The sequence below is a fragment of the Paraburkholderia tuberum STM678 genome (assembly GCF_902833905.1).
GTDB classification, from domain to species: Bacteria; Pseudomonadota; Gammaproteobacteria; order Burkholderiales; family Burkholderiaceae; genus Paraburkholderia; species Paraburkholderia tuberum.
This window is the reverse complement of sequence record NZ_CADFGP010000008.1, coordinates 152,313-175,426: the sequence shown is the minus strand read 5'-3', so window position 1 is coordinate 175,426 and position 23,114 is coordinate 152,313. Positions and strand designations below refer to the sequence as shown.

Below are 23,114 nucleotides of genomic sequence, written 5' to 3'. Positions count from 1 at the left end.
ATCCCTCAACCCGCCCGGCAATGTCGCCGGGCTTTTTATTGATGGAGGGCGCATGGGCAACTGCGCAATCGCTGGCCGCTTCTATCTCACGATTGGGGGAAAACAGATTTCTGCGCGCGGCGCGTTCGATATCCAGCCGCTCAATTACGAGCGCGAGGGTGAGGCCAATCAGGACGGCACGATCTTTGTCTCCGAGAAGGCGGTTCCCGCGGAGGCGAGCGGGTCGCTGTCGTACTCGCGCGATCTCAATCTCGAAACGCTGTACCAGATTTGCGGCGTGCCAGCCACGATCGAGCTGGTCAATGGCGACACGTTCGTATTTCCCGCAGCGATGGTTGTTGGCACGCCAAAGCTGAACACCGAGAAAGGCGAAATCAGCGATTTCAAGATCATCTCGCAGACGTGCCGTCGCGTGCTGGGCGCGTAGCCGGCATCAAAAGCAAACGCCCCGAACGGTTGACAGCAGCCGGGGCTTTCTGATCTGAACTTTACGTTGAATGGAATGATGAGCGATATCACACAAACCGAAGCCCTTGAGCCCCGCGCCGAACGCGTCGTCGCGCTGTCGAAGCCCGTGGTCGATCAGGACGGCGTCGAGCACGCAACGCTGACGCTGACCCAGCCGAATGGTCAGGCGTATCTGAAGATCGGCGACCCATGGACGCCAGTGTTTGGCGACGAGGGCCAGCGCGGCATCGAGACAAACCGCAGTCGGCTGATTGCATACGTCTCCGACGTGACAGGTATTCATCGACCGATTCTCGCAAGGATGCCATTTCGCGACATCCAGAAGGTCACGGACGAGATGATGCTTTTTTTCGGCTGATGCCGTCGAACCTTGGCGAGCTGATCGATGATCTCCTGTTCCAGTACAGGCTGGGGTGGCGCACGGTGGGTGAGATGACGCTCGACACGATCCTCATTGCGCATGCTCGCGGCATGCGATTCGACGAACGCGCCCGAGGCGGATAACGCATGGCAAATACCTTTAAAGCCCAGGTCGATATCGTCGGCAACGAGGGCGTAAGCCAGGTGCTCAATACCGTCTCGCATAAGTTCGCGAATGTGTTCGATGGCATCGCACGGCGAACGAATGGTGTGATGAACGGCATGTCTGAATCGGTCGGCAGCAAGCTTCAGCAGCTTGCGAACACGACGAAGGGCCTGTGGGGACCCTCGGGCGTACTCGGGGCGGTGGGCGGGGCGCTGGCGATCGGCGGCACGGCACACGCGATGGGGCAGTTTGCCGAGCAGGTCGCGCAGCTGAAGGGTATGGCAGGTAGCATCGGAATGCCAGTCGAACAGTTCCAGCAGTGGCGTTTTGCTGCCCAGCAGGCGGGGGTGGAGGCCGGCATGCTCACGAACGGGCTCGCGAGGTTGGGTGAGACGGCGTTTCAGGTCGCCCAAGGAGGCGCAAAGGAGCAGGCGAAACTCTTTCAGGCGATGCACGTCGCGGTTCGCGATCAGCAGGGTAATGTCCGCGGCATCTCCGATGTCGCGATGGACGTGGCCGAACGCTTCCGTGAGCATATCCAGCGTATCGACCAACTTCGAAAGCAGGGCAACTTCGCACTCGCCGGCCAGCTCGAAGCCGAAACGAACAATGCCGCTCAGCAGATGTTTGGCATGAAGGCACGAGAGGTGGCCGGGTTGCTCGCGCAGGGGCGCGAGGGACTTCAGAGGGCATTCGACGATGCGAACAGGACTGGCGGCGTCTTTGGCGAAGAGCAGGTGGAGAAGATTGAGAGTTACGCCAAGGCGATGAACAAGCTGCAGTTCGCCAAGCAGGGTCTCGTGGCAGGTCTGTTTGCGGACAAGATGCAGGTGATGGCCAACAAAATGGCTGGGCTCGCCATGAAGATTGGCGAGTTCACCAGAAAGCATCCAGCGATCATGAAGACGGTAAGCTCGGCGCTGGTGCTGGCCGCAGGTCTCACGAGCGTTGCCACGGCAGCCAAGCTCGCGGGAATGGCGTTCCGGTTCATCGGCGTGGCGAACCCATGGATGCTTGCGCTCGCGGCGGCTGCGGCACTCGTCTACGCGAACTGGGAGAAGATCGAACCCGTTCTTGAGGGGGTGTCGGAGTGGCTGCAACAGGTGTGGCAAATGGCGCAGCCGGTCATCGAGCAGTTCGGATCTGACGTATGGACGGTGTTCGCTGGCACGTTGTCCGACATCAAGCAGACGTTTACTGACATCACCGGCGCCGTGTCTGGCCTCGCATCAGAGATTCCTGGTGCAAGCGAGAAAATGGGTGGCCTGACCAGCAAATTTCAGGCAGCCGCCGATATCGCAAACGGGCTTCGGGTCATCGTCGATCTGCTGACGATTGCCGTCGAAACCCTGGCCGCCCCGTTTCGGCTGCTCGCAGTCTTTGTGGAGGCGACCAGTGACAAGTGGGGGCAACTCAGGTCGAGCTGGGAAAAAGGAGGTGCACTGGGGCTCGTTAGACACTTCAACGATCCGAAGCAAGATTTCAGTGCCGACCTATGGAATCGCTGGATGCAGAATTTTGGGCCATCGGGTCAGCGTATGGGTGCCGCATTCACTGACCTGTACGACGAAGAGAGTCACCCGGCGACCGCGGAGAGCATGCAGGCTGGCGCAAGGTTTGCGGCGGATCAGGCAACGCCCTACAGGTTCACCGCGAACACGCCTGCGCTGGCCGGAAACTACAACATCCCCTATTCCCCGGGCGTGGGCTATCAGCCCGCAGCGCTCGCCTCAGCACCGACGGCCACCGACTGGAAATCGAAGCCCCAGGAGGTCACCCTGAAGACCGACGGAAAGATCGGCATCGATGTGCGGGTCGCGCTCGACCGGGCGCTGCTCGAGCAGCAGACCGGCGTTGATCAGAGCGGCGCGCCAGCCGTCGTTGGGGACGTTGGTGTATCGACGGTGCATGCAGCATGAGGATTGTCCAGCCCTATCCGGTCAAGGCGTCGTTTCGTGGCGTCGAGTTCGAAACGGATTCGATCGAAGACGAAGGCGGGCGGCGCGTAATCGTTCACGAGTATCCGAACGAGGAAAACTGGGATTCGGAAGACCTGGGGCGCACTGCCGAGGGCGGCAAGATCGAGGGCTACCTGACTGAGCCCGATCTCGCCCGCAAGCGCGAGGCGATGCTGGCCGCGCTGCGTACGCCCGGTCCGGGGTCGCTGTATCACCCGTACGCGCGCCAGTGGATCAGTGTGCGCGTCAGGAAGTGGAAGCTCTCCGGCGCGAGAGATGCGTTGGGTCGGTTCGGCCTGTCGATTGAGTTCGTCCCGGATTCGGAGGAAGGCGCGCCGGTCCGGGTCACGAATACCGCAGGTGTCCTAGCGGACACGGCACAGTCGCTGCGCGATCTCGCCCTGGCGGACTATCTCGACGTCATGCAGATGGCCGCGATGCCAGGCGATATCCGGGCGGTGGTGGATGGCTACGTGCAGACTGCGATCGCATGGATTGGCGAGGCGAATGCGCTGTCGTTCATTCCTTCCTGGTTCGACCTGCGCGGTCTGATTGCGTCGCATGGCGCGCTGCCCCCCGGATCGTTCGCAACGATCGATACGGCACTGGCAATCCTGTCCGTCGTGGACGGTCTGACGTCCGTGTATGACCAGCGGCTGGACCAGGCGGAGCAGACGACAAGCGGGGGCCTTGCACCCGATATCGACGTCTCGCCGATGGACAGGTACGAGCCACAGGCCCTGTTGATGCAAGCATTGCGCGACGTGACCGATATCCAGTTGCCGCGCGTCGAGGGTGGCGATGGTGAGACGGCGATGCTCAATGGCGCGGCGGCCGCGATCGAATCCCTTGTAGCACGCTCAGCGCTCGGCGCGCTCGCGCAGAATATCGCCTCGGCGGGCTATCCGGATCGCGACTCTGCCATGGCGGCGCGCTACGACTTCGCGCAGCGAATCATGACGATACAGGAGACGGCAGCCAACGATGGACAGACAGACATCCGTCAGACGCTTGCCGAATTGCTGCGTTACGTCGGCGAGCAGTTCGCGTCGAACACGGACGATCTGCAGCCGCTCGACACGCACAACGGAACGGTGCGCCGTACAGCGCTTTCCGTTGCCTTCGACCTGTACGGCGACCCGACGCGCGCGCTCGAACTCATCGACCGTAACGGCGCGCTCAACGGTTCGTTCTTGCCTCCGGTGATTGACCATGTCCGCCCCGCATCCTGATCTCGTGACGCTGGAGGTCGACGGCGTCCGCTACCGCGGGTGGAAGTCGGTGAAGATCCGACAGTCGATCAGGCAGGGTGCGATCGGGTTTGCGCTCTCGGTGCGCGAGGACCGCCCGGATGCAAACGGCTCACCGCTCTCGTGGCGGATCCAGCCGGGGGCCGCCGCCCGGGTGCTTATCGATGATGAGATCGTATGCACCGGTTACGTGGATGCGCCGGTTTTCCGGATCGGCGACACAGAGCACGAGGTGACGGTATCGGGTCGCTCGAAAAGTGGTGATCTGGTCGATTCGTCCACGGTCGTGCCGAACGGCAGGTTTCCCAACTCGACCGCGATCGACATCATTACCGCGATCTGTGCGCCTTACGGGATAAGTGTTCACGTCGCAGAGAACACCGATGCGCCCACGCGTGTTGCGAATGTGCGTCATTCGAGATCGGGCGCTGCGTCCGCGAAGAAAACCTCGACGAAGCTTGCCGCTGGCAAGCAGCGCATCGGCAACTTCGAAATCAATCAGGGAGAAAAAGCGTATGCAACGATCGAGCGGCTGTGCAAGTTGTCGGGGCTTCTGGTCTTCGCTCGGCCGGATGGAGATATCGAAATCGCTCGAGCTGGGCAGGAGCGCTATCCGTTCGCGCTACCTCGAATCAAGACCGGCCAGGCCAAATTCGACTGGTCAAAACGGTTCTCCGAATACATCTGCAAGGGGCAGCAGAGCGACCCTCATTTCGGGGCAACTGGGGCGTCGGCGGTGAACTGGACGTTGCCCGATCACGTTGCCTGGGCGAAGAAGGCGAGCGCACACCTCGCGCCCTCAGCGACGGTGCGCGATCCGTCCATCGGGACGTATACGAGCCCGTCCGGGAAGACGAACGCCCGGTACCGCCCCTGCATTGTGCGACCGGAGGGGCCAACCGGAGCCGCGGATACGCTCACGCGCGCGCGCTGGCAGATGGCGCGGGACTTTGGCGAGTCGATCTCCCTCACGGTCACGGTGCCGGGGTTTCATGCGCCGGACGGGGGGCTCTGGCGCGTAAACCGGCTCGTGCACGTGACAGACGCGCGGCTCAATCTCGAACACGAGCTGCTGATCGCAGGCGTTTCCTTCGACAAGAGTGAGCGCGGCACGGTAACCGAGCTGGAGCTTGCGCCGCAGGACGCCTATACGCCCGAACCCGTTGGGCGAACGGGCGTCGTGGCGAAGGGTGCACGCAAGTCAACGCTCTGGACGCTGCCATGAGTGAGCGCAACCTGTTACGCAGGGGATTCGTCATCGCGATCGCGCATGGCGCGAACCGGGTGCTGACGATGCTTGGTCTCGCCGGCCAGCAAAAGGAGGTCGAATGGATCGAACCATATGGCCTGGCGACCGCACCCTTGCCGGGTAGCGAAACGCTCGCGCTGTGCATCGACGGCAACGAGTCGGGCAGCGTCGCCCTGACGGTCGGCGACAGACGCTTTCGCTTCGATGTGGCCGACGGCGAGGTGGCGCTATACACGTATCTGAATGCAGCAGAAGAGCACCGGCTGCACTTCAGGGGCGACCGCACGATTGAGCTGCTCGGCAAGGCGCTGCGCATTGCCGTTCCGGAAGGGGCGGATATTGTCGGTGACGTGCGCATCGACGGAAACGTTTGGGCGACGGGCGATGTCGTCGCGGACGGCACAGTGACGGGCAAGACGGAAGTCATTTTCGGCAGCATCCGTGGATCGATGCACGCTCACCCGGACGTACAGCGTGGGGATGATATATCGGGGGGGCCACAGTGAGCCTCATTTCCGTGCCGTCCTACGGGGATGGCTGGGACTTCTTCGACCCCATTGCCGATGTCGACGTGTTCCAGGTGCCGCCCGACTGGCAGACCGCCGATGGTGACCTTGCTGCGCAGAACCAACTGCACAGCGCGGTCATCATCCAGATTTTCACCGAGGCGCGTGCGCCGGCCGATTCGCCGTTCATCGACAACCCGGAAGACCGTCGGGGTTGGTGGGGCGATGCATACAGCCCGTTCCCGGTTGGCAGCCTGTTGTGGACGCTGTACCGGCAGCCGCTGACCGATTCCGTGATCGAACATGCGCGCTCCTATACACGGGACGCGATCCAGCGGCTCGTGGACCAGGGTGCGGCCGCGCGGCAGGAGTGCGCGGTGGTCGCCGACAAGCCGCGGGCGACGATGACGATTACGCCTCAACTGTTCGGCCGCGACGGCTCGATCATTTACAGCCGGCAGTTCCGGCGATATTGGGTGCAGACATAGTGGATCAACCGACTCAGGCCGGCGTGATCGAGCGGATGCGCCAGGCATTCCGCGCGAAGCTGCCAAATAGCGATGCATGGCTCTTTCCGAACAACCTGTGGATTGCAGCGACCGTGGTGGGGGGTATGTTGTGGGAGCTGTATGCCGAGGCCCGCGCGGTGTATCGCACGCTGCCCGACCAGGCACGTGAATCGCTGCTGATGCGCTGGGGCAACCTCTACCGTGTGTATCAGCAGATGCCGCAGACGGCATCGGGGATCATCCTGCTGACCGGGCAACCCGACACGCCGGTGCCGGCCGGTACGCAATGGCGTCGCGCTGATGCCGTTCTCTACACGCTGAACGACGATGCAGCGCTCGATGACGACGGGCGCGCGGCTGTGCAGGTTACATGCGAGGCGTCCGGCTCGAGCGGCAATGCGCTGGCTGGCTCGCCGCTCACGCTCGCCACGTCTGTGGACGATCTGGACGATGGCGCAACGGTCGGTCCCAATGGGATCGGTGGCGGGGCCGACATCGAGGAAACGGAAGATTACCGTGCGCGCGTGCTCGCACGCATGGCGCATCGTAACCGCTATGGCACGCTTCAGGACTACGTCGACTGGGCGCTTGAGGTGCCGGGCGTCACGCGCGCGTGGGCGCAGGCCGCAGGCCCTCGGATTCTCGTCTGGTTCATGATGGACAATGCCTATCCGGACACGTGGGGCATTCCCCAGCAGGCGGACGCGGTGATCGTCGATGCGTATCTCACCGATCCTTGCCGGAAGCCGGTAGGTGCGGTGCCAATGGCCCGCGTTCCCGGCGGCGTTGCGCTTGAACTGACGCTGCGGTGTCCGAGACCGTTCAGCGAGGCTATCCGTGTAGCGGTTGGCAGCGCGCTCAACAGTTATCTTCGACGTAACGCTGCGCCGGGTCACGGTTACATGGCGCTCGACATCCAGCGCGTCATCGACTCTGCGGCCTCTTTCGATTACTCGCTGGCGCAATCCGTCTGGCGCATCGACGCTGGCTCGATCTTCACGCATGCGGTTGTGACGTGGGAGGCGTGTTGATGTCCGATTTCATGACCGAATGCGGATGGAGTGAGGATGAGTACCTGGCCGCCATCCAGCAAAACCTGCCAAACGGACTGATATGGGATCTGGCTGACGGGAATCGCACCATCAGCCGGTTCTGGCGCGCAATTGCAGCGGCGTTTTCGATGATCTCGATGTGGCTGTGCGTGCTGCTCGAAGAGATGTTTCCGTGCACAGCCGATGAAATGCTGATGCGCTGGGCCGTGATTTATGGCTATCCGCTCGACTGTCCGTCCCCGGCGCTCACCGCCGTGCGCCTCTGTGAGTGGATCCGGCTTCAGGACAGTGATTGTGCCGGCCCAACGCTAGGCTTCCTGCAGGAGGTCGCGGCGTGGCTGGGATATGAGCCGGCAGCGCTGTCCGAGTGGGGTGCGCCGCAGTCGTCGGCTGGTTGCGGCCAGCTCGGCTGCATGCAACTCGGAGGGAGTAGCGATGCGCCGGCGCTGCTGGGTTACTCGCAGTGGCTGATTGTGACAGTACCGAAAAAAGAGGACACGGTAAGTGGCGAGATGGGGTGCGGCGAAATGGGTTGCAACGACATGTCGTCGGGTGATTGCGCGCCGCTCGCGACGATTGCTCGCGCGCAACTCGGGTCGTGCGATTTCCAGCTGGGCTGCACACCAGTGTGTTCGACGGCGCCGCCGCCCATCATGTGTCTGATTTCGAAATTCATTCCGGCGCACGTCGGCGTCCGGTATTGGGAGAAATGATGCAAGGTTTCAGTATCAACGAAGTCGCAGCACCCCCGACCACGGTGCCGGGGCAGGTCATTCCGCCAACTGGCGCCGGTGGATGGGGCGCGGACTGTCAACCAGGCATCGATGGTACGACGCCCACCGCCGATATGCTCAACGACCTGCTCGGCAATGTCCTACGTGTACTGCAGGTCGCGGGCATCGTACCCGTCGCGAACCGGTACGACGATCTGCCGGATGCCATCCAGAATCTGATCATGACGGCGGTTGCTGGCGGCTTGACCAGCCTCGCGGCGGTGGCGCACTCAGGCAGCTACAACGATCTGCTGGACAGGCCAACCATTCCGGCGGCGCAGGTCAATGCAGACTGGAACGCGCCAGGCGGTGTCGCGCAGATTCTGAACAAGCCTGACATGAGTCAGTACGCGACGAATGCGAGGGTGGACGGCGATGTCATCAACCTGCAGAACAATATCAACGGCGTGCACGCTGACCTGCAGAACCAGGTCAACGGCAAGCAGCCAGCTGGGAACTACCTGACTTATGACGTCGGCTTTGCGACAGTCGGCTCATTCTGCGTCGGTTCCAATAGCGCAGCCAGTAGCCTTGGTTCAACTGTCTCCGGCCTTATCGCCTATGGCGCCGCCGGTAACACTGCCCTTCCGGGCACATGGCGGACTCTCGCGCTCACGAATCCCTACGAGGCCTTCGGGAGCAATTCAATCCAGCTGTTCCTTGCCCAACGGATTGCATGATGGACTATACCGATGTGAAAAATCCTGCCTACGCGGCGGCGGACGGATCCGTGATCACGTGCGAAGTAAAGTTCGACGCTTTCGAGGACTACGTGTCATTCGCTGCGGCAGCAAACGACCTGATGGATCACGGCCGCGAAATTTATGCCGACCTTGCCGCCGGAAAATATGGCGCGATCGAACCGTACGTTGCGCCGCCGCTCACTCCTGACCAGCAATACGTGGCAGCGATCGCTCAGGGGATCGAGATCACGTCCGCAAGCGTTCCGCAGATCAACGCAACCTTCGGCGTGACCGATGCCGACCAGGCTGATATCAGTTCCGAGGCACAGTTCATCGGTCTGTACGGCGAGTTCACGAACGGCGACGCGGCGTTCGCATGGCCGGACGTCGCTGGAGTGTTGCGCGAGTTCCCCGATACGGCGACCTTCATGTTGTTCGCAAAGGCCGCTGCGAGATATGTATCGGCCTGCAAGCAGGCGAAAGTCGCGCTGAAGAGTGGCGCCGCCGCAGATTGGCCATCCAACGTGATTGAACTGGAGTAACGCATGCAGGGATACCAGATCAACAGCGTCAGCGCTCCACCTAACACCGTCGACAACCAGGTTGTGCCGCCCACTGGCACCGGCGGATGGGGACGTGACTGTGCTCCCGGCATTACTGGCACGAAGATTGGGGCGGACGAATCGAATGATTTGCTCGGCAACGTGTTACGCGTGCTGCAGGCTGCCCGGGTGTCGCCGACCGCGAACCGCTATGACGATCTTCTAGATGCGCTGAACATCATGTATCGAGGGCCGTCGTCCGATGAAGGCAATGCCCTGAGTGCGGGCTCCGATGGCAAGCCGTATGTGGCGCTGGCGTGGCTGCTGCAGACTATCCGCGCCGTCATTGATGAGATGGACAGGTTCCTCAGCAAGGTTGACTTCAATCCAGATACCCACGAGATGACGTTTCAAGTCGAAGGCGGCGAAACGTTTGTTGTTGACCTGAGCGGACTCATCCCGATCAATGCAGGCACAGCCTTCAGTGGCGACGGATCTGCCGCGGAGCCGTTGCAGTTAAGGTTCGATCCGAATGGCGGCGTCATCCTGACGGCCGACGGCGTGGCGATCCGTTCGCCCGTCTCCGTCGGCAATCTGCTCACGGTGGACGCACAGGGCGCAAGGGTTGTCCTCGAATCTCTGTTTGGTGAAGACCCGATCAAATCAACCGGTACGGAAATCCCAACTACTGCGTACGGAGGCCGCGATGCGTTCCTCGGTGAGCCGGCCGGTTGGGCTGATATCGGCGGCGGCCGAAAAGTCCCGTTCTACGTGTAACTGCACAGGAGAGGTGTTCAATGGCAACGAAACCCCCTGTCGTCCATGACGGCGGCTATCACAGGCCCCTCGCGGCAGGCGATACGCTGACATATGCTCCGCAACTCGATGTGTACACGGGGGAAGTGGTCGCCGTTCCGTATTCGCAGGCTGATTTCGGCGTGTCCAAAGGCCTTCTTATCGACATCCCCCGTGGGCCAGTTGACCACGCGCATATATTTCTCGGCTCACTGCTTATCGTCGCCACCGAAAGGCTTCCCATCAACTGGGGACGAGCGATCTATTTCACCGTAAGCGGGCGAATTGGCGAGCTTAACCCGTTCGGCATCGTCGGGATGCCGTTGAGCATCCTGGGAGGCAACTCAGAAGTGGTTGCGCCACTTACGCTGCCTGTCTATGCGAAGCATGCGGCGGGCAGTGACGATACCAGAATATCGGTCGGCTTCGAAGTCCTGGGGCACACCACTGTCGCCGAGGGAGCGGAGTTCCGGTATCAGCTACTTGGCAACCACCTTTACTAGCCCGCGCATACCCTACGGAATGGATCAGACATGGCAGACATCGTCCCCGTCGAGCTTTACGAGGACCGGTTCGAACTCGCAGGATACCTAACGTGTCAGCAGCGAACCGGTTTCGGCGGTTCTTTCGTTTATGGTCGTCATCGCGCGGCCATCACTTCCTGGGGGATCAATGGTAAATAACCTGCCGATACCGCGGCCACCCATGCCGGACGCATTCGATGCGTTTCCGTCCCAACTCGACAGTCCGGCGTCTCACTTCTATCTGATTTCCCCTAGCGATTCGGAACGACTCCCGCTGCGGCCACGCGCAGTGCGCGTTGGTGTCGCCGGCGATGTCGTTGCGACGACCGCCGACGGCACGGATGTGCTGTTCATGGGCTGCTATGCGGGCGAAATTCTGGATATCAGGCCGATCCAGATCAAGGCCGAGGGCACCACGGCTGACAACCTGGTCGCACTCGTATGATCGGGCTCGGTCTTTCGTTGACTCGTCGGCGCGTGCGGCAGGAGTTGATACAAGAGCCGAATGGTCCGACGCTTGACCTTAATTTTCTTGCGAACCCGGTCATACCGGAGGGCTGGACATTTACGCGCGCATCGGCAGCAACGTATTTCGGCGCCGATCGCTGGGAAAAGTCGGCGGCCAGCAATATTGCCCGCTTCGATCACTATCCACATTCGGGCGAGTTGCGCGGGCTTCTCCTCGAGGAATCCCACACCAACCTGCTGCACAATTCGGATGCCGCGGAGTTGTGGACGCCGCTGAACGTCGAAGTGATGACCGATGGAACGGTCGGCCCGGATGGGGCGAATCTTGCGCGGCGTATTGTTGAGACGGCAGGCGGGGATGATGCTTCCCACTCTGTGTATCAGTACCTCTCCGTGTCGACATCAGCCTACCGCGACTTTACCTGGTCGAGCCGTCTATGCCCGGGAGAGCGTACCGAGGCGTATGTTGAGATGCGCAGCGGGGATAGCTACTGCGGTGCTTCATTCGATCTGGTCAGTGGAGCCGTACTTACGGAAGGTGTCGGCGGACCGAACTGGATCTTGATTGGCGCGCGATGTATTCCCCTGCGTGATGGATGGATGGAATTGCGTGTAACCGGAACAGTCACGATCGCGGGCACGATCACGATCAGAGGGGTAGTCTATCTGCAGAACGGCGACTCGATCACTTATCCGGGTGATGGGGTATCCGGGTTGTATCACGGAGGCTCGCGACTTGAGCAGGCCGGATTTGCGACGAGCCATATTTCGACGACTTCAGCGGCCGCGACGCGCGCCCTCGACCGGCTGACCACAAGCAACCTGGACTTTTTCAGACCCGGCGACGGCACGCTGCTCATCGATGCCGTGATCGTTGGTGTCGCGACCGCGAGCAGTGCGTGCCTGATCTCGCTGGACGATGGCACCAACATCGGAGTCAGCATCTACAAGGCAGTCGGTACCGGGGCGATGTGGTCGTATATCGGCAACAACGCGACATCGCTCGGCGTAACCGCGGGTGAGGGCGACAGGGTTCGGGTTGCGATCGCATGGTCCGGAGACTGGAGTGTTGCGTCGACCTCGATCAACGGCGGGGCATCGATTGCCATGCGCCCGGTTCCAGTGACGATCACACAGATGTCGATCGGTTCAAGGCGCGGCACGTCTATCTCGAGTATCTGGGCACGTGAGGCTAAGTACTGGCCGCGCCGGTTCGACGACGCAACACTCTCCGACTTAACGAGGCTGACATGACCTTCCATGATTACTACCTGCGCGCGCCGAATGCTGACGAACTGCGCAAGGCTTTGCTTGCGGCGCAGTTGATCGAGCCGCTTGGGGGCGGTGAGTACGTATCATGCGACGGTATGCAACTGGACATGATTGGCGAGCTCGCCCTTTTCAAGGACAGGGGAGATGTGGCCACGTTACCGGGTTGGCACGCGAATCTGCGCATGAGCCGGTCACTATCCGATGATGAGCGCGCTCGGCTCGCCGAGTTCGTGATCGATCCACCGAAAGCGCCATTGCGCGTATGGGCATAGAGCCCGTTTCTTTCAACCGCCTTCGGGCGGTTTTTTTTCGTTTACGGCCGCCGCGTGCGGCCGTTTCTATTGGGAGACCAGCAGTGTCGATAGACGAAGTTATCAGGGACGCCATTACACCCGCGCTCGCCATCCTGCCGTCCGCGATGGACTCGCGGCCCGCCCGCGTCATGCTTGCGGCAATCGGGCTGCAGGAGAGCCACTTCGAGGCTCGCCGACAGATGAACGGCGGTCCCGCCCGCGGCTTCTGGCAGTTCGAGCAGGGTACGGAGAAGTCGCGCGGCGGCGTGTGGGGCGTCTACCTACACGATGCGAGCCGTTACTGGCTGAACGTGCTGTGCGAGGCTCGTCATGTCGCGTTCGATCCGGTCGGGATCTATGGGGCGCTCGAGCACGACGATGTGCTTGCCGCTGGTGTCGCGCGGCTGCTGCTTTTCACCGATCCGCCAAAGCTGCCGGCGGCCGATGATACGGCTGGCGCGTGGACGGTCTACCTACGGACGTGGCGGCCAGGCAAGCCCCGGCCGGAGTCATGGCCGGAGTTCCATCGGCAGGCTGTCGACGCTGCGGGTGCCTATCGGAATGCAGAGGAGGCCTGATGCAACTGAACGAGCACGAAAAGGAGCTCTTGACGCTGTTCGGTGTGGGGGCCGTGATCGGTTTCGCCAAGTGGCTGTTGAGCGGCGAACGCTTCGAGGTGCGGGTTGTGGCCGGGCGGATCATTATCGGTGCGGGCCTGTCCATGAGCGCCGGGGCCGCGCTGACTGTGTTTCCGGATCTTCCGGCGACGGGCCTGGTCGGCATCGCTTCGGCGCTAGGCATTTGCGGGCAAGTAGTGCTTGAGGCCGTTGTGCACAAGTACATCGGCAAGCTTCCCGACGATCGGGGCGAGGGGGACAGTTGAACTGGAAAGCGCTTATCGCGGGCTTTGCGCTCGGCTGTTGTGTCGCCGGCATCGCGCAGCAGTGGCGGCTCGGCGCGCAGATTGCCAGCGCTGGGACTGATCTTGCGAACGCTCGGCAGCAACACGAGACCGAACTGAGAGCGATCTCCGATATGGCCGCCTCAGCGGCCGACGCCGCGCTCGCAGAAACCGTGCGCGCGGCGTCGGCTGTCGCCGCAGTCGAACAAACCTACCGAACGGAACAAACCAATGCTCAAAAGACGATTGATGCTCTGCGCGCCGACGTGCGCACTGGCGATGTCCGGCTGCGCGTTGCAACCGCCAGTTGCATCGCTTCAGCCGGTGGCAGTGGCGTGCCCGATGCTGGCGCCGCCGGCGGCGGAACTGATGGAGCCGGAACAGCCGAACTTGACGGATCGGCTGCTGACGCGCTTCTCGGCATCACCGGGGACGGTGATCGGGCAATCCGAAAACTGACAGCGTTGCAGGAGTACGAGCGCGAAGCACTGCGCGTGTGTGGGGTCCCATAGGGACGTTGGTGGGAATTGCATCGGCGTTCGGTATCCTGGGGGTAGTCGGCGCTCGAAGCATTGGGGAGAAAATTCTTGGCAAGGTTCCCGATGACCGCAAGGATCGGGGCGAATCAGGTCCGCAGTCACAGACTGCTCGCCCTAGACGCGTTTCACCTCTCTGAATCGGGAGGGGCGGTGAGGCGTACCGGTACAAGCTGAGTGGGGGAGAGCAGCAGCCGATAAAGAACGGTTCGTCGCACATTTCTGGGATCGATGGCCAAGGAAGTGGCCGATGCCGGCCATGAAGCGTCGCTTGTCTTTGACATAAGTTCGACATTTGACCGTCCGCTGTCGATCATCTGGTGGTCGTCCGCATAGAAGACGTCGCAGGCATCGTTTGCTATGCGTGCTCGGTAATATCAAATACGGTCCAGTCGGGAATCCCGCCACGGCGAATGATTATCTTCACAATGTCTACACACAGCAGCAACGCTCGATCAATGATTTGCCTCACCGGCACGCGCTGGCCATTAACCGTCTCAGTGTCGGCCTCACTAACTTGGCCCGTATGAACCAGCTTGCTGCGGATGCTATATGCTTTGCTGATTATCGTGGCGTTGCTCACCCGGGCTTCCATTGAGCCACCAATCAGACGCACAGCACGGACCTTGACCTTGTGAGTCATTTCCGTCTTCGCATTGTCCCCAAGCATCGCCTCAAGAGCCGTGGACAACTCGACTGCAGCGTCGCCCGCGTTATGTCGACGAAGCGCCTGACTGATACGTTGCATAGCGACACTTACAAGTTGGCGCGTGCTTCTGTCCAACCCAAGGTAGGCGGTAACGATCTCCTTAGCTTCGTGAGCGTCGAGCACTGGATACTCGTCTATTCGCAAAGGCAATACTTCGAGAATCTGAGTCGAATAACCACGGCTGAGAGAAAAGTCAGGATCGTCAAACTCGAACCACTGGAAGCCGGTAATTGCCATCCTCGGACCTACGACCGTCAGAGCAAGCGCGATCTCCTTCAGCAAGTCGCTCGTGGCAAGGAAGTCCGCTGCGGAGTAGTCGCCGAGCGAAGGGTCGTGCAATAGCGGCGAGATAGTGTGATTGACGACCAAAGCCGACTGAAGCGGCAGGTGCTCAAGCATTGTCATCAATGGCGACGCGTTGGTTCGAAAATTTCGCTCCATCATGTACCGACGTTGTTCGCTGTCAACTAGGTCGCTAACTGGAACAATCCTCACACTAGGCGTCAAGTCAAAGGCATCTGCTACTGGCACGCCCCACAATGTCTGAATCGTCTTTGCAGTGGCTTCTTTTGTTCCGAGCACTTTTGTGAGCCAAGCAATTGCGGCGTCGGCTGACCCAGCCGTCAATGCTTTAATCACTAAATGGGCACCCAGAAATTGCGGATAGAAACCCATTGTTCCCGACCCGAACTTCACTTGTCTCACTGCATCGCCAAGGAAGCGTTTATCGTCCACGACAGCCTGAGCCAAGCCTTTCGACAACTCTCCAATCGCTTCGCTTGCCGCAAACCACACGTCTAAATCAGGGCTTTTCAAAGCTGCGACCAATCCCGCCGGCTGACTTGAAAATCGCATTCCCTCAGCCTTTTTGACGACTAGCTCAAGTAGATCATGCAAACTCGGTGCGCTTGGCTCCGGTGTCTCTGTCATACGCTGCTCTCCATAAAGTCAGTGCGACCGACCCAGTTAGGATGATAGATTGTTCACATGATATGGTCTCGCGAAAATATGATCAGAGGCTGGGCATTCTGCTCACTCGGCATGGAGATGTACAAGATTGTGACCGTGCATCTGAAGCGGGAAGTGGCCGTTCTTCGTCAGGGGCGGTCGGTCACAGCGTCGGGATATCGAAATTGAGTCACGCCAATATACTGTATAAAAACACAATATATCCCGGATTCCGAATTATTAAATGCCATTCTTTCGCCGATCGGCGATGCCTCGTACTCGATCTACCTGACGCATGTCTTTGCAGTTCCGCTCGGGATCAAGCTGCTGCTGGCTGACAGTTCCCATTGTCTTCCGGGCGACATTGCGTGTCTCGGAGTATCCATCGTCTCACTGGCACTGGGGGCTCTGGCATATCGATGTCTCGAGCGACCTATGATCCGCGAGGTATCGGGTCAAATTAAATTTGCGCGGCGGGTTGCGCCGGCGCAGTGAGCAACCGCCTTCGGGCGGCTTTGCTGCCGCCCTTTTCCTTAATCGCGCCGAACTCTAAACCATTTCCGCAATTCAGAACGGGGCCTTGCTGGGATTGGCTTTCGGGGCAGCCGTTTTAAGCTGTTTGCGGAACTGTAAATCATCTAACCCCTTGATTTATAGTCAGTAGTGTTTGGTCTTCAAACCCAGTTGGGGGCGTCAGACGCTCTCGGGTCGGTTCGACTCCGGCTGCCTTCCGCCCCATAGGCCTTCCCGGGCATTCCGATATCTTCCGAAAACGTCCTCTAGGCCGCTGATTTTAAAGCGGTTTATGGGTAACGACGTGCTTGCTGATTCCGTAAGGTCCCACACAATTTACACACAAAGTATGGGTAGGAAGATGGGTAAGTGGGTAGGAGGGAATCATGTCAGGACGACAGTTGCACCGGCTCAGCGCACTGCGGATCGCAAAGGAGGTGGCCCCGGGCCATTACGCCGACGGCGGTGGTCTCTACATGCAGATCGCGGACAGTGGCGAGCGTTCGTGGGTGTTCCGGTTCAGGCTTGACGGCCGCCTGAGGGAGATGGGCCTCGGTCCGGTTTCGCGAGTCTCGCTTGGCGAGGCGAGGAAACTGGCCGCCAGCTACCGCGAGATGGTCAGGGACCAGATTGATCCCATCCTCGCGCGGCGCGAGCAGCAGCGCCGACAGTTGCTCGATATCTCGGCGGATGCCAACGTGACGTTCCGTGAGGCAGCCGAAGCGTTCATCTGCGCGCGGGAGCCCGAGTGGCGAAACCGCAAGCATGTCCAACAGTGGGGTAATACGCTCAAGAGGTACGCATACCCGGTGATCGGCGAGGTCCGGGTGCGCGATATCGACACCGCGATGATCGTGCGGATTCTCCAGCCGATCTGGACGAAAAAGGCGGAAACCGCGCGCCGGGTGCGCGGCCGTATCAAGGCCATCCTCGACGCCGAGACTATCATGGGCCACCGCACCGGCAGCAACCCGGCACGGTCGGCTCGCCTCTACGACTGACGTCGACCGCCTGATCGCCACCCTCGAGGCTTGCCTCGCGGAGCTCGCCTGATCGTCCGCGCTGCGCTACCGATCGAGATTCGATAGCATCGCCGGCAGGTAGCGCGCACCCGCCGTCTTGTGCTGCGAGAGAAAGGCGCGAATGCTTTCCAGCTCGGCTGCCGTGAGCGTCACTGAAGCCGCCCCAAGGTTTTCCTCGAGGTACCTGCGCCGCTTGGTGCCCGGGATCGGCACCAGATCGTTGCCTTGATGAAGCAGCCATGCGAGGGCAATCTGGCCCGGCGTCACGGACTTGTCCTTCGCCAGCGCCTTGACGAAGTCGGCGAGCTTGATGTTCGCGTCGAAATTGCTGCCCTGAATTCGCGGATCGTTGGCAGCACGCCAGTCATCGGCGGGCAACTCTTCCGCCCGCTTCGCCGCGCCGGTTAGAAACCCGCGGCCAAGCGGACTATATGGCACAAAACCAATGCCGAATTCACGAAGCGCCGGCAAGACCTTGTCTTCGACACCGCGCTCGAACAGCGAATATTCACTCTGCAGGGCGGAAACCGGTTGCACCGCGTGCGCACGCCGGATGGTATCGACGCTCGCTTCGGACAAGCCAAAAAAGCGCACCTTGCCGGCCGCGATCGCATCCTTCACCGTGCCCGCAACATCTTCGATCGGCACATCGGGATCGACCCGATGCTGATACAGTAAATCGATGTGATCGGTCTGCAAGCGCTTTAGCGAAGCATCAATCACTGCCTTGATGTGCTCGGGGCGGCTATTGAGGCCGCGCACACCATTTTCAAAGGCAAAACCGAACTTGGTCGCGATCGTGACCTCGTGCCGGCGCCCCTTCAACGCACGGCCGAGCAGTTCTTCGTTGGTGAACGGGCCATAGATTTCCGCAGTATCGAGAAACGTACAACCCAGTTCGATCGCCCGATGGATCGTTGCGACCGATTCCTCGTCGTCCGGCGTGCCGTATGCAAAGGACATGCCCATGCAGCCCAGCGCGATCTCCGACACCACAAGTCCTTCACGTCCAAGCTTCCGAGTCTTAAGCATGCTGCTCCTCCATCGAAAAGTGCTCCGTTTACGATGGCACATGCAGGAAGGGGATGTTAGTCAGATCCTCTTGATTCGTTGCCTGATTGTTCCGGACAGGCGCGCAATGAGAGTCGTAACTTCTTCTCGACCAAGACAGACCTTAAACCCAGCCGGTGTTTAGCCTATCGACTCCGGCAGCGCACTCAAGCCGTGTGTTAACCGCGCGCGATTACATGCCGGCGTGCCTGCCTTGATCTCGGGGTAATCGTTCGATCAATGGCTACGAGTTACATGATGGCCGGCCGGCGAGCCTCCGATGTCCGGCTCCGAGCCGACATCCGAATGTCCGCCACGGCGCGCGGTCGAAGGGCTGAAGACGGCCGAACCCAGAAATTCGGGTTCCGGCCGAGACTAACGGAGCGCGCCAGCGCCACGAAATCGGGATTTCGCCGAATCCGCGCAGGCCCGCGGAGTGGTCGCTCGCCCCCGCTCCAATCAGAGGTTCGACGCGCAGCCATTATTCGACTAGGCTTATCAGAAGCCCCATGCTGCACAAACGCGTTGAAAACCCGCCAAGAAAGATTCGATTCAAACACCTGTTTGCAGGGTATCTCACGATAGGCTACCGACCATGGACGACATCTCTCCGCAGGCCTTCGTCGATGCCGCGATGGCCTATCAGAAGACTGCCGCGGTGAAAGCCGCCGTCGAGCTCGATCTGTTCACCGCGATAGCGGTCGAGCACGGCGACCTGAAGCGTATAGCCGAGCGGGTAAAGGCCGCCGAGCGCGGTGTGCGCATACTCTGCGACTTTCTGACCGTGCACGGGTTTCTGCAGAAGGAAACGGGACAGTACCGATTGACGCCGTCGACCACCGCATTCCTGACGACTTCCTCGCCGGCCTGGATGGGGAGCATCGTGGATTTCCTGGCGGCTCCTGAAATGACGGCACTGTGGCTGGACGACCCCGCCGCGTTCGTTCGCAACGGAGGAGCCGTAGGGCTGGGCAACATAGCGCCCGAGCATCCCGTCTGGGTGAAGTTTGCGCGTGCGATGGCACCGTTCGTGACACAAACCGCACAGAGCATCGCGCAACACGTGAGTGCGCGGCCTCAGGCACCGAAGCGCGTGCTGGACATTGCAGCCGGGCATGGGCTGTTCGGAATCGCGATCGCCGAAGCGATCCCCGGCGCGGAAATCGTGGCGACCGACTGGCAACCGGTTCTCGAGGTCGCGACGCAGAACGCCGCAGCGGCCGGTGTCAGTTCGCGTTACCGCACGGTCGCCGGCAGTGCGTTCGAAGTCGATTGGGGTACGAATTTCGATCTGGCGCTGGTCACGAACTTCCTGCACCACTTCGATCCGCCAACCTGCGTGGAATTACTTTCGAAAGTCCGCAGGAGCCTCAGTCCCGCAGGGCGAGCGCTCGCGGTGGAATTTGTTCCCGACGAGGATCGCGTGTCGCCGCCGTTCGCCGCCGCGTTTTCCTTTATGATGCTTGCGTCCACGCCGCAGGGCGACGCGTACACCGCGCGCGAACTCGAGCAAATGGGCCGCGAAGCCGGCTTTTCCAACGTAACGGTGACGCCGCTGCCACCTTCGCCGCAAGCCCTCGTTGCATTCGAGTAGCGCACATCCCTCGCGCTCCAGGCACCGCATTTCGTAATGGAGACGGCGTTCAGACGATGTCGATGGCGACGTCGATGTTGTAGGTTGCGCTGCCGGCCGACCTGACGGTCGACGCCGAGGTGGATCTCGGCACGGGCGCGGGCGGCTATCTTTCGCCGTCGCGGACGCCCGACGACGTACGCGTCTTGCTGGTGTACAAAACCTTGTCGATCTTGCTCATCCTGCGGGTCGATGCCGCTCGCAGCCTCGTCGATACCGGGGAACTCTCACTTGCGGTGATCGCCAGAGAGACCGGATTTGGCGATACCGAAAGAATGCGCAGAGCATTCGTCAGGACGCTCGGGCACCCCCTCATTGCTTCATGGGATTTTCAGGAAGGGTTCCGCACCTTGTCCACGGCTCAGTCCCTGCACATGGTCGCCGCGCGATTGGTAGCGAACTTGTACTCGGCGATCCGTCAGCGTTAGGTTGGTAAGAGAGCCTGTTCTTGACGCGACAAGGCGGACCGCAAGGCTTCATTGGCGGTGCTGCGGCCTGGCTCCGCGGCATGCAGCGCCTGCTATTTCCACTTCGATCCGAGCATCTCCAACCCGGCTTTCTGCAGGTCTTCCGGTAGCAGCACAACGCGAAACTCGCAGTCGGCGTTGAACGTGAGAAACCACGGCTCAGCAAATGCGGGAGTCTGCGATGGCTCATCAGGGTTGATGACGAGGATGGCTCCGCGTCCTCCGCTTTGCTCCGTAAAATAGGCTGCTTCCGGTTTCATCGCTTCAGGTATCTTTGCCATCACTTCCTCGATGGTGCCATCGCGCACAAAAGCATTGAATGGCTCGTGGGGAATCCGTATGTTGAGAAGCATGCGCATGGTCATTCTCCTTGCCTAAGGCCCTGAAAGAACTCTTCAAGCATAAGAGATCTCCGATGTTGCTTTCGTGGGCTCGGCAATATTCCCGCGTATGGGTGCGGAACGGTACTGAGCATCGGAAACCAGTGAATTGACGCGGAGCGGCAACAATTGGCGACGGCAGCCATTCGCAACGGGCGCAACGTGTGCCAATCTCACCCTTCTGCGAATCCAACAAATTCGCGTCGCAAATCCGGCAAGTCCAATTTATTCGGTTCCGCGTCATCAAAGGTTTGACCGAATTCGTTCGCAAGTCTCTGAGCACTAGGCAGGCCGTTATGGGGCTGAGCGGCGAATCGCCTGAGCGCGAGACGAAGACTGCAAGCGTCCGCGCGTACGGCGCGCAGAACACCTTTCGCCGTAGGTTTTATGCGGCCACGGAGAGCGCGGCGTCCTGCCGGAGTGGCACGACGTTCGACGGGATATCCATCAGGAGTTCCAGGCGTGCGCCGAGCAGGCGCCATGCGTCCGCCTGTTCCTGCTGCCGGACCGCCCGTTGATAGGTGCGTTTGATCTTGTTCTGTTCGAGGTGGTTCAGGCACTTCTCGATCACGTGGCCATGGACGCCGAGCTCGCCCATCAGCGTCGTGCCCGTTCGGCGCAGATCGTGAGGGGTCCACCGTCCGCCTGGTAAGATGAGCGCGTCGATGTGCTGGCTGCGGTGCTGCAACGGCGTGCCGCTTGCCGCGCCTTGGCGGTCATAGATCTGCTTCGTAATGGACTTGGAACACACTGGCCCGTCGTGCCGGGCGGCCGGGAAGAGCCAGACTTCATCGCCGCCGAGTTCGAGCAGCGCCCGCATGTGGGTCTTGGCAAACTCGCTTAGGTAGATCGTGTGCTCCTTCGCGTTTTTCGAGTGGTCCGCCGGAATGATTCAGGTGCGCGCTGCCAGATCGATGTCGGCACGGCGCGCGCGGGTCAGTTCGCCGATCCGCGTGAGCGTCGCGAGCATGACCCATACAGCGTGCTGCGTCGACTTGAGCAGATTGGCGTCGGCGAGTCTGGCTGACAACGCGCGGATTTCGGCCTCCGACAGCACACGTTCGCGTTCCTCCTCCTGAGCACCAACGTGTTTCTTTTCGATGCCGGTCGTCGGATCGGCCGCCACAATCTCGCGCACCAGTGCAAAGCCGAACATCTGCCTCAGTTCGGCGAGCAGCCGGTTGGCCAGACGCGCGGCACCGCGCGCCTTGACGGTATCCAGCACGGACATGATGTCGGCCCGTCGGATGCTGTCAGCGTGACAGTCACCCACCTTTCCCGGCCTTTGCGGCGTCTGTTGCACCGAGCGCCCGCAGCTCTTTGACCTGGATGCTGTCAGTGACGTTGGCGCGATCCTTTGCGCGGCGCCACATCGAATGAAGCCCGGTCTTCGAATACGCCCCGCCTTTCTGCGTGGGGAACAGGTATGGGCTGGTGATCAAGTACTTCTTCTTGATCGCCTTCGCGCGATCGATCACCGCGCGGATCTGCAGCGTGATCTCAACGTCCAGCACCTTGCCACTCGTGCCGGCCGTCTTTGACGGCTTGAATCGGATCGTGTTGTCGGTGATCTGCGTCTCGAGCAACATGCGAATGTCGATTGCCCGCTGGCGGAAAATGCCACACTGGACAACAGATCTGACAGGCCCAAACATCAAGATCGGCAACCACGTCGCCTTCAGACTTCGTGAGTGGCATGCTGTCTCCCGGCAACGTCGACACGGTCACCTGCGTATGACTGGCTCCCGGTACATCGCCGACTCGAACACTCACTTCCTGGATGCCATCGAGGTATCCAAACGTATGAATGCGCTATGCCAACGGAGGATTGCAGCGACCGTTCGTAGAATGGTTTTCTTTGGGTCGTCCGTCTATCTTGATTCCATGGACTTTGGGATTTCATTTACAGTAAGTGGCGCCATGTTAAATGTTCTGCACTGGATTCATATCGGTAGCAACGCGTACGACGAGTACACGTTCGTCCCCTGGCTGAACAAGAACGTATATCGCCGGACTGTTGACCTTAGCCACATCTGTATCCAGTGAGGGCCACGATGAGCATGAACGCAAGAGATTTACTCGAGCTG

29 protein-coding genes are annotated in these 23,114 nt (G+C 60.6%); 23 read left to right on the top strand and 6 right to left on the bottom strand.

Annotated elements, in window-relative coordinates; all coding sequences use genetic code 11:
* Window positions 1–52: 52 nt before the first annotated feature.
* From HWY30_RS09415 to HWY30_RS09320, 20 genes are all read left to right on the top strand, one after another.
* Window positions 53–427 carry a phage tail tube protein gene (locus HWY30_RS09415; RefSeq protein WP_090808651.1) on the top strand — a complete coding sequence of 125 codons (375 nt, stop codon included), beginning with the start codon at window positions 53–55 and terminating at the stop codon, window positions 425–427.
* Window positions 428–505: 78 nt separating this feature from the next.
* On the top strand, window positions 506–826 hold the full coding sequence (locus HWY30_RS09410; RefSeq protein WP_167368744.1) for a phage tail assembly protein: 321 nt from the start codon (window positions 506–508) through the stop codon (window positions 824–826).
* A 149-nt stretch (window positions 827–975) separates the two neighbouring features.
* On the top strand, window positions 976–2,913 hold the full coding sequence (locus HWY30_RS09405; RefSeq protein ID WP_090808655.1) for a phage tail tape measure protein: 1,938 nt from the start codon (window positions 976–978) through the stop codon (window positions 2,911–2,913).
* Window positions 2,910–4,184 carry a DNA circularization N-terminal domain-containing protein gene (locus tag HWY30_RS09400; protein ID WP_090808657.1) on the top strand — a complete coding sequence of 425 codons (1,275 nt, stop codon included), beginning with the start codon at window positions 2,910–2,912 and terminating at the stop codon, window positions 4,182–4,184. The genes HWY30_RS09405 and HWY30_RS09400 overlap by 4 nt, the downstream gene beginning before the upstream one ends.
* Window positions 4,165–5,427, top strand: a complete 1,263-nt coding sequence (locus tag HWY30_RS09395) for a phage baseplate assembly protein (RefSeq protein WP_090808660.1) — start codon at window positions 4,165–4,167, stop codon at window positions 5,425–5,427. Before HWY30_RS09400 ends, HWY30_RS09395 begins: the two co-directional genes overlap by 20 nt.
* 68 nt (window positions 5,428–5,495) lie before the next feature.
* Window positions 5,496–5,957, top strand: coding sequence for a phage baseplate assembly protein domain-containing protein (locus HWY30_RS09390; protein ID WP_244144858.1), 462 nt, complete (start codon window positions 5,496–5,498; stop codon window positions 5,955–5,957).
* Window positions 5,954–6,445: a phage GP46 family protein gene (locus HWY30_RS09385; RefSeq protein WP_167368746.1), complete on the top strand. Its 492-nt coding sequence runs from the start codon at window positions 5,954–5,956 to the stop codon at window positions 6,443–6,445. Before HWY30_RS09390 ends, HWY30_RS09385 begins: the two co-directional genes overlap by 4 nt.
* Window positions 6,445–7,497 carry a baseplate J/gp47 family protein gene (locus tag HWY30_RS09380; protein WP_090808666.1) on the top strand — a complete coding sequence of 351 codons (1,053 nt, stop codon included), beginning with the start codon at window positions 6,445–6,447 and terminating at the stop codon, window positions 7,495–7,497. The genes HWY30_RS09385 and HWY30_RS09380 overlap by 1 nt, the downstream gene beginning before the upstream one ends.
* Window positions 7,497–8,231 carry a hypothetical protein gene (locus tag HWY30_RS09375; RefSeq protein WP_090808668.1) on the top strand — a complete coding sequence of 245 codons (735 nt, stop codon included), beginning with the start codon at window positions 7,497–7,499 and terminating at the stop codon, window positions 8,229–8,231. Before HWY30_RS09380 ends, HWY30_RS09375 begins: the two co-directional genes overlap by 1 nt.
* Window positions 8,147–8,971: a hypothetical protein gene (locus tag HWY30_RS09370; protein WP_143037250.1), complete on the top strand. Its 825-nt coding sequence runs from the start codon at window positions 8,147–8,149 to the stop codon at window positions 8,969–8,971. Before HWY30_RS09375 ends, HWY30_RS09370 begins: the two co-directional genes overlap by 85 nt.
* On the top strand, window positions 8,971–9,516 hold the full coding sequence (locus tag HWY30_RS09365; RefSeq protein WP_090808672.1) for a hypothetical protein: 546 nt from the start codon (window positions 8,971–8,973) through the stop codon (window positions 9,514–9,516). Before HWY30_RS09370 ends, HWY30_RS09365 begins: the two co-directional genes overlap by 1 nt.
* Before the next feature lie 3 nt (window positions 9,517–9,519).
* Window positions 9,520–10,293, top strand: coding sequence for a hypothetical protein (locus HWY30_RS09360; RefSeq protein WP_090808674.1), 774 nt, complete (start codon window positions 9,520–9,522; stop codon window positions 10,291–10,293).
* 20 nt (window positions 10,294–10,313) lie between these two features.
* Window positions 10,314–10,814, top strand: a complete 501-nt coding sequence (locus HWY30_RS09355; RefSeq protein ID WP_090808676.1) for a hypothetical protein — start codon at window positions 10,314–10,316, stop codon at window positions 10,812–10,814.
* Between the two features lie 30 nt (window positions 10,815–10,844).
* Window positions 10,845–10,994, top strand: a complete 150-nt coding sequence (locus tag HWY30_RS09350; protein WP_167368747.1) for a hypothetical protein — start codon at window positions 10,845–10,847, stop codon at window positions 10,992–10,994.
* A 22-nt stretch (window positions 10,995–11,016) separates the two neighbouring features.
* Window positions 11,017–11,280, top strand: coding sequence for a spike base protein, RCAP_Rcc01079 family (locus tag HWY30_RS09345; protein ID WP_090808678.1), 264 nt, complete (start codon window positions 11,017–11,019; stop codon window positions 11,278–11,280).
* Window positions 11,277–12,557, top strand: coding sequence for a phage head spike fiber domain-containing protein (locus HWY30_RS09340; RefSeq protein WP_143037251.1), 1,281 nt, complete (start codon window positions 11,277–11,279; stop codon window positions 12,555–12,557). Before HWY30_RS09345 ends, HWY30_RS09340 begins: the two co-directional genes overlap by 4 nt.
* Window positions 12,554–12,847 carry a hypothetical protein gene (locus HWY30_RS09335; protein WP_090808682.1) on the top strand — a complete coding sequence of 98 codons (294 nt, stop codon included), beginning with the start codon at window positions 12,554–12,556 and terminating at the stop codon, window positions 12,845–12,847. Before HWY30_RS09340 ends, HWY30_RS09335 begins: the two co-directional genes overlap by 4 nt.
* Window positions 12,848–12,930: 83 nt before the next feature.
* Window positions 12,931–13,446, top strand: coding sequence for a hypothetical protein (locus HWY30_RS09330; RefSeq protein ID WP_090808684.1), 516 nt, complete (start codon window positions 12,931–12,933; stop codon window positions 13,444–13,446).
* Window positions 13,446–13,751: a phage holin family protein gene (locus tag HWY30_RS09325; RefSeq protein ID WP_090808686.1), complete on the top strand. Its 306-nt coding sequence runs from the start codon at window positions 13,446–13,448 to the stop codon at window positions 13,749–13,751. The genes HWY30_RS09330 and HWY30_RS09325 overlap by 1 nt, the downstream gene beginning before the upstream one ends.
* Entirely contained in the window at window positions 13,748–14,281 is a 534-nt protein-coding gene (locus HWY30_RS09320) for a lysis system i-spanin subunit Rz (protein ID WP_090808687.1), read from the top strand. The genes HWY30_RS09325 and HWY30_RS09320 overlap by 4 nt, the downstream gene beginning before the upstream one ends.
* A gap of 382 nt (window positions 14,282–14,663) precedes the next feature.
* Here HWY30_RS09320 and HWY30_RS09315 read toward each other — a convergent pair whose 3' ends face one another.
* Window positions 14,664–15,944 (bottom strand): HEPN domain-containing protein, encoded by a 1,281-nt coding sequence (locus tag HWY30_RS09315; RefSeq protein ID WP_143037252.1) that lies wholly within the window; start codon window positions 15,942–15,944, stop codon window positions 14,664–14,666.
* A 917-nt stretch (window positions 15,945–16,861) separates the two neighbouring features.
* On the opposite strand from HWY30_RS09315, the gene HWY30_RS09310 reads away from it, so the two are divergent.
* On the top strand, window positions 16,862–17,476 hold the full coding sequence (locus HWY30_RS09310) for a tyrosine-type recombinase/integrase (RefSeq protein WP_244144850.1): 615 nt from the start codon (window positions 16,862–16,864) through the stop codon (window positions 17,474–17,476).
* Window positions 17,477–17,542: 66 nt separating this feature from the next.
* On the opposite strand, the gene HWY30_RS09305 is transcribed toward HWY30_RS09310, so the two are convergent.
* Window positions 17,543–18,529 carry an aldo/keto reductase gene (locus tag HWY30_RS09305; protein ID WP_090808691.1) on the bottom strand — a complete coding sequence of 329 codons (987 nt, stop codon included), beginning with the start codon at window positions 18,527–18,529 and terminating at the stop codon, window positions 17,543–17,545.
* A gap of 613 nt (window positions 18,530–19,142) precedes the next feature.
* Between HWY30_RS09305 and HWY30_RS09300 the strand changes: the two genes are divergently transcribed.
* On the top strand, window positions 19,143–20,141 hold the full coding sequence (locus HWY30_RS09300; protein ID WP_090808692.1) for a class I SAM-dependent methyltransferase: 999 nt from the start codon (window positions 19,143–19,145) through the stop codon (window positions 20,139–20,141).
* Window positions 20,142–20,260: 119 nt separating this feature from the next.
* On the top strand, window positions 20,261–20,608 hold the full coding sequence (locus tag HWY30_RS09295) for a hypothetical protein (RefSeq protein ID WP_176078868.1): 348 nt from the start codon (window positions 20,261–20,263) through the stop codon (window positions 20,606–20,608).
* 92 nt (window positions 20,609–20,700) lie between these two features.
* Here the strand turns inward: HWY30_RS09295 and HWY30_RS09290 are convergent, their stop codons facing one another.
* The 4 genes from HWY30_RS09290 to HWY30_RS09275 form a co-directional block, all read right to left on the bottom strand.
* Complete coding sequence (locus HWY30_RS09290) at window positions 20,701–21,006, bottom strand: panthothenate synthetase (protein WP_090810368.1); 306 nt, start codon at window positions 21,004–21,006, stop codon at window positions 20,701–20,703.
* Between the two features lie 406 nt (window positions 21,007–21,412).
* A complete protein-coding gene (locus HWY30_RS09285) occupies window positions 21,413–21,916 on the bottom strand; it encodes a tyrosine-type recombinase/integrase (protein ID WP_279613277.1) in 504 nt (167 codons plus the stop codon).
* 3 nt (window positions 21,917–21,919) lie between these two features.
* Window positions 21,920–22,258, bottom strand: a complete 339-nt coding sequence (locus HWY30_RS09280; protein WP_090808698.1) for a hypothetical protein — start codon at window positions 22,256–22,258, stop codon at window positions 21,920–21,922.
* A gap of 34 nt (window positions 22,259–22,292) precedes the next feature.
* Window positions 22,293–22,616 carry a site-specific integrase gene (locus HWY30_RS09275; protein WP_090808700.1) on the bottom strand — a complete coding sequence of 108 codons (324 nt, stop codon included), beginning with the start codon at window positions 22,614–22,616 and terminating at the stop codon, window positions 22,293–22,295.
* Between the last annotated feature and the right edge of the window lie 498 nt (window positions 22,617–23,114).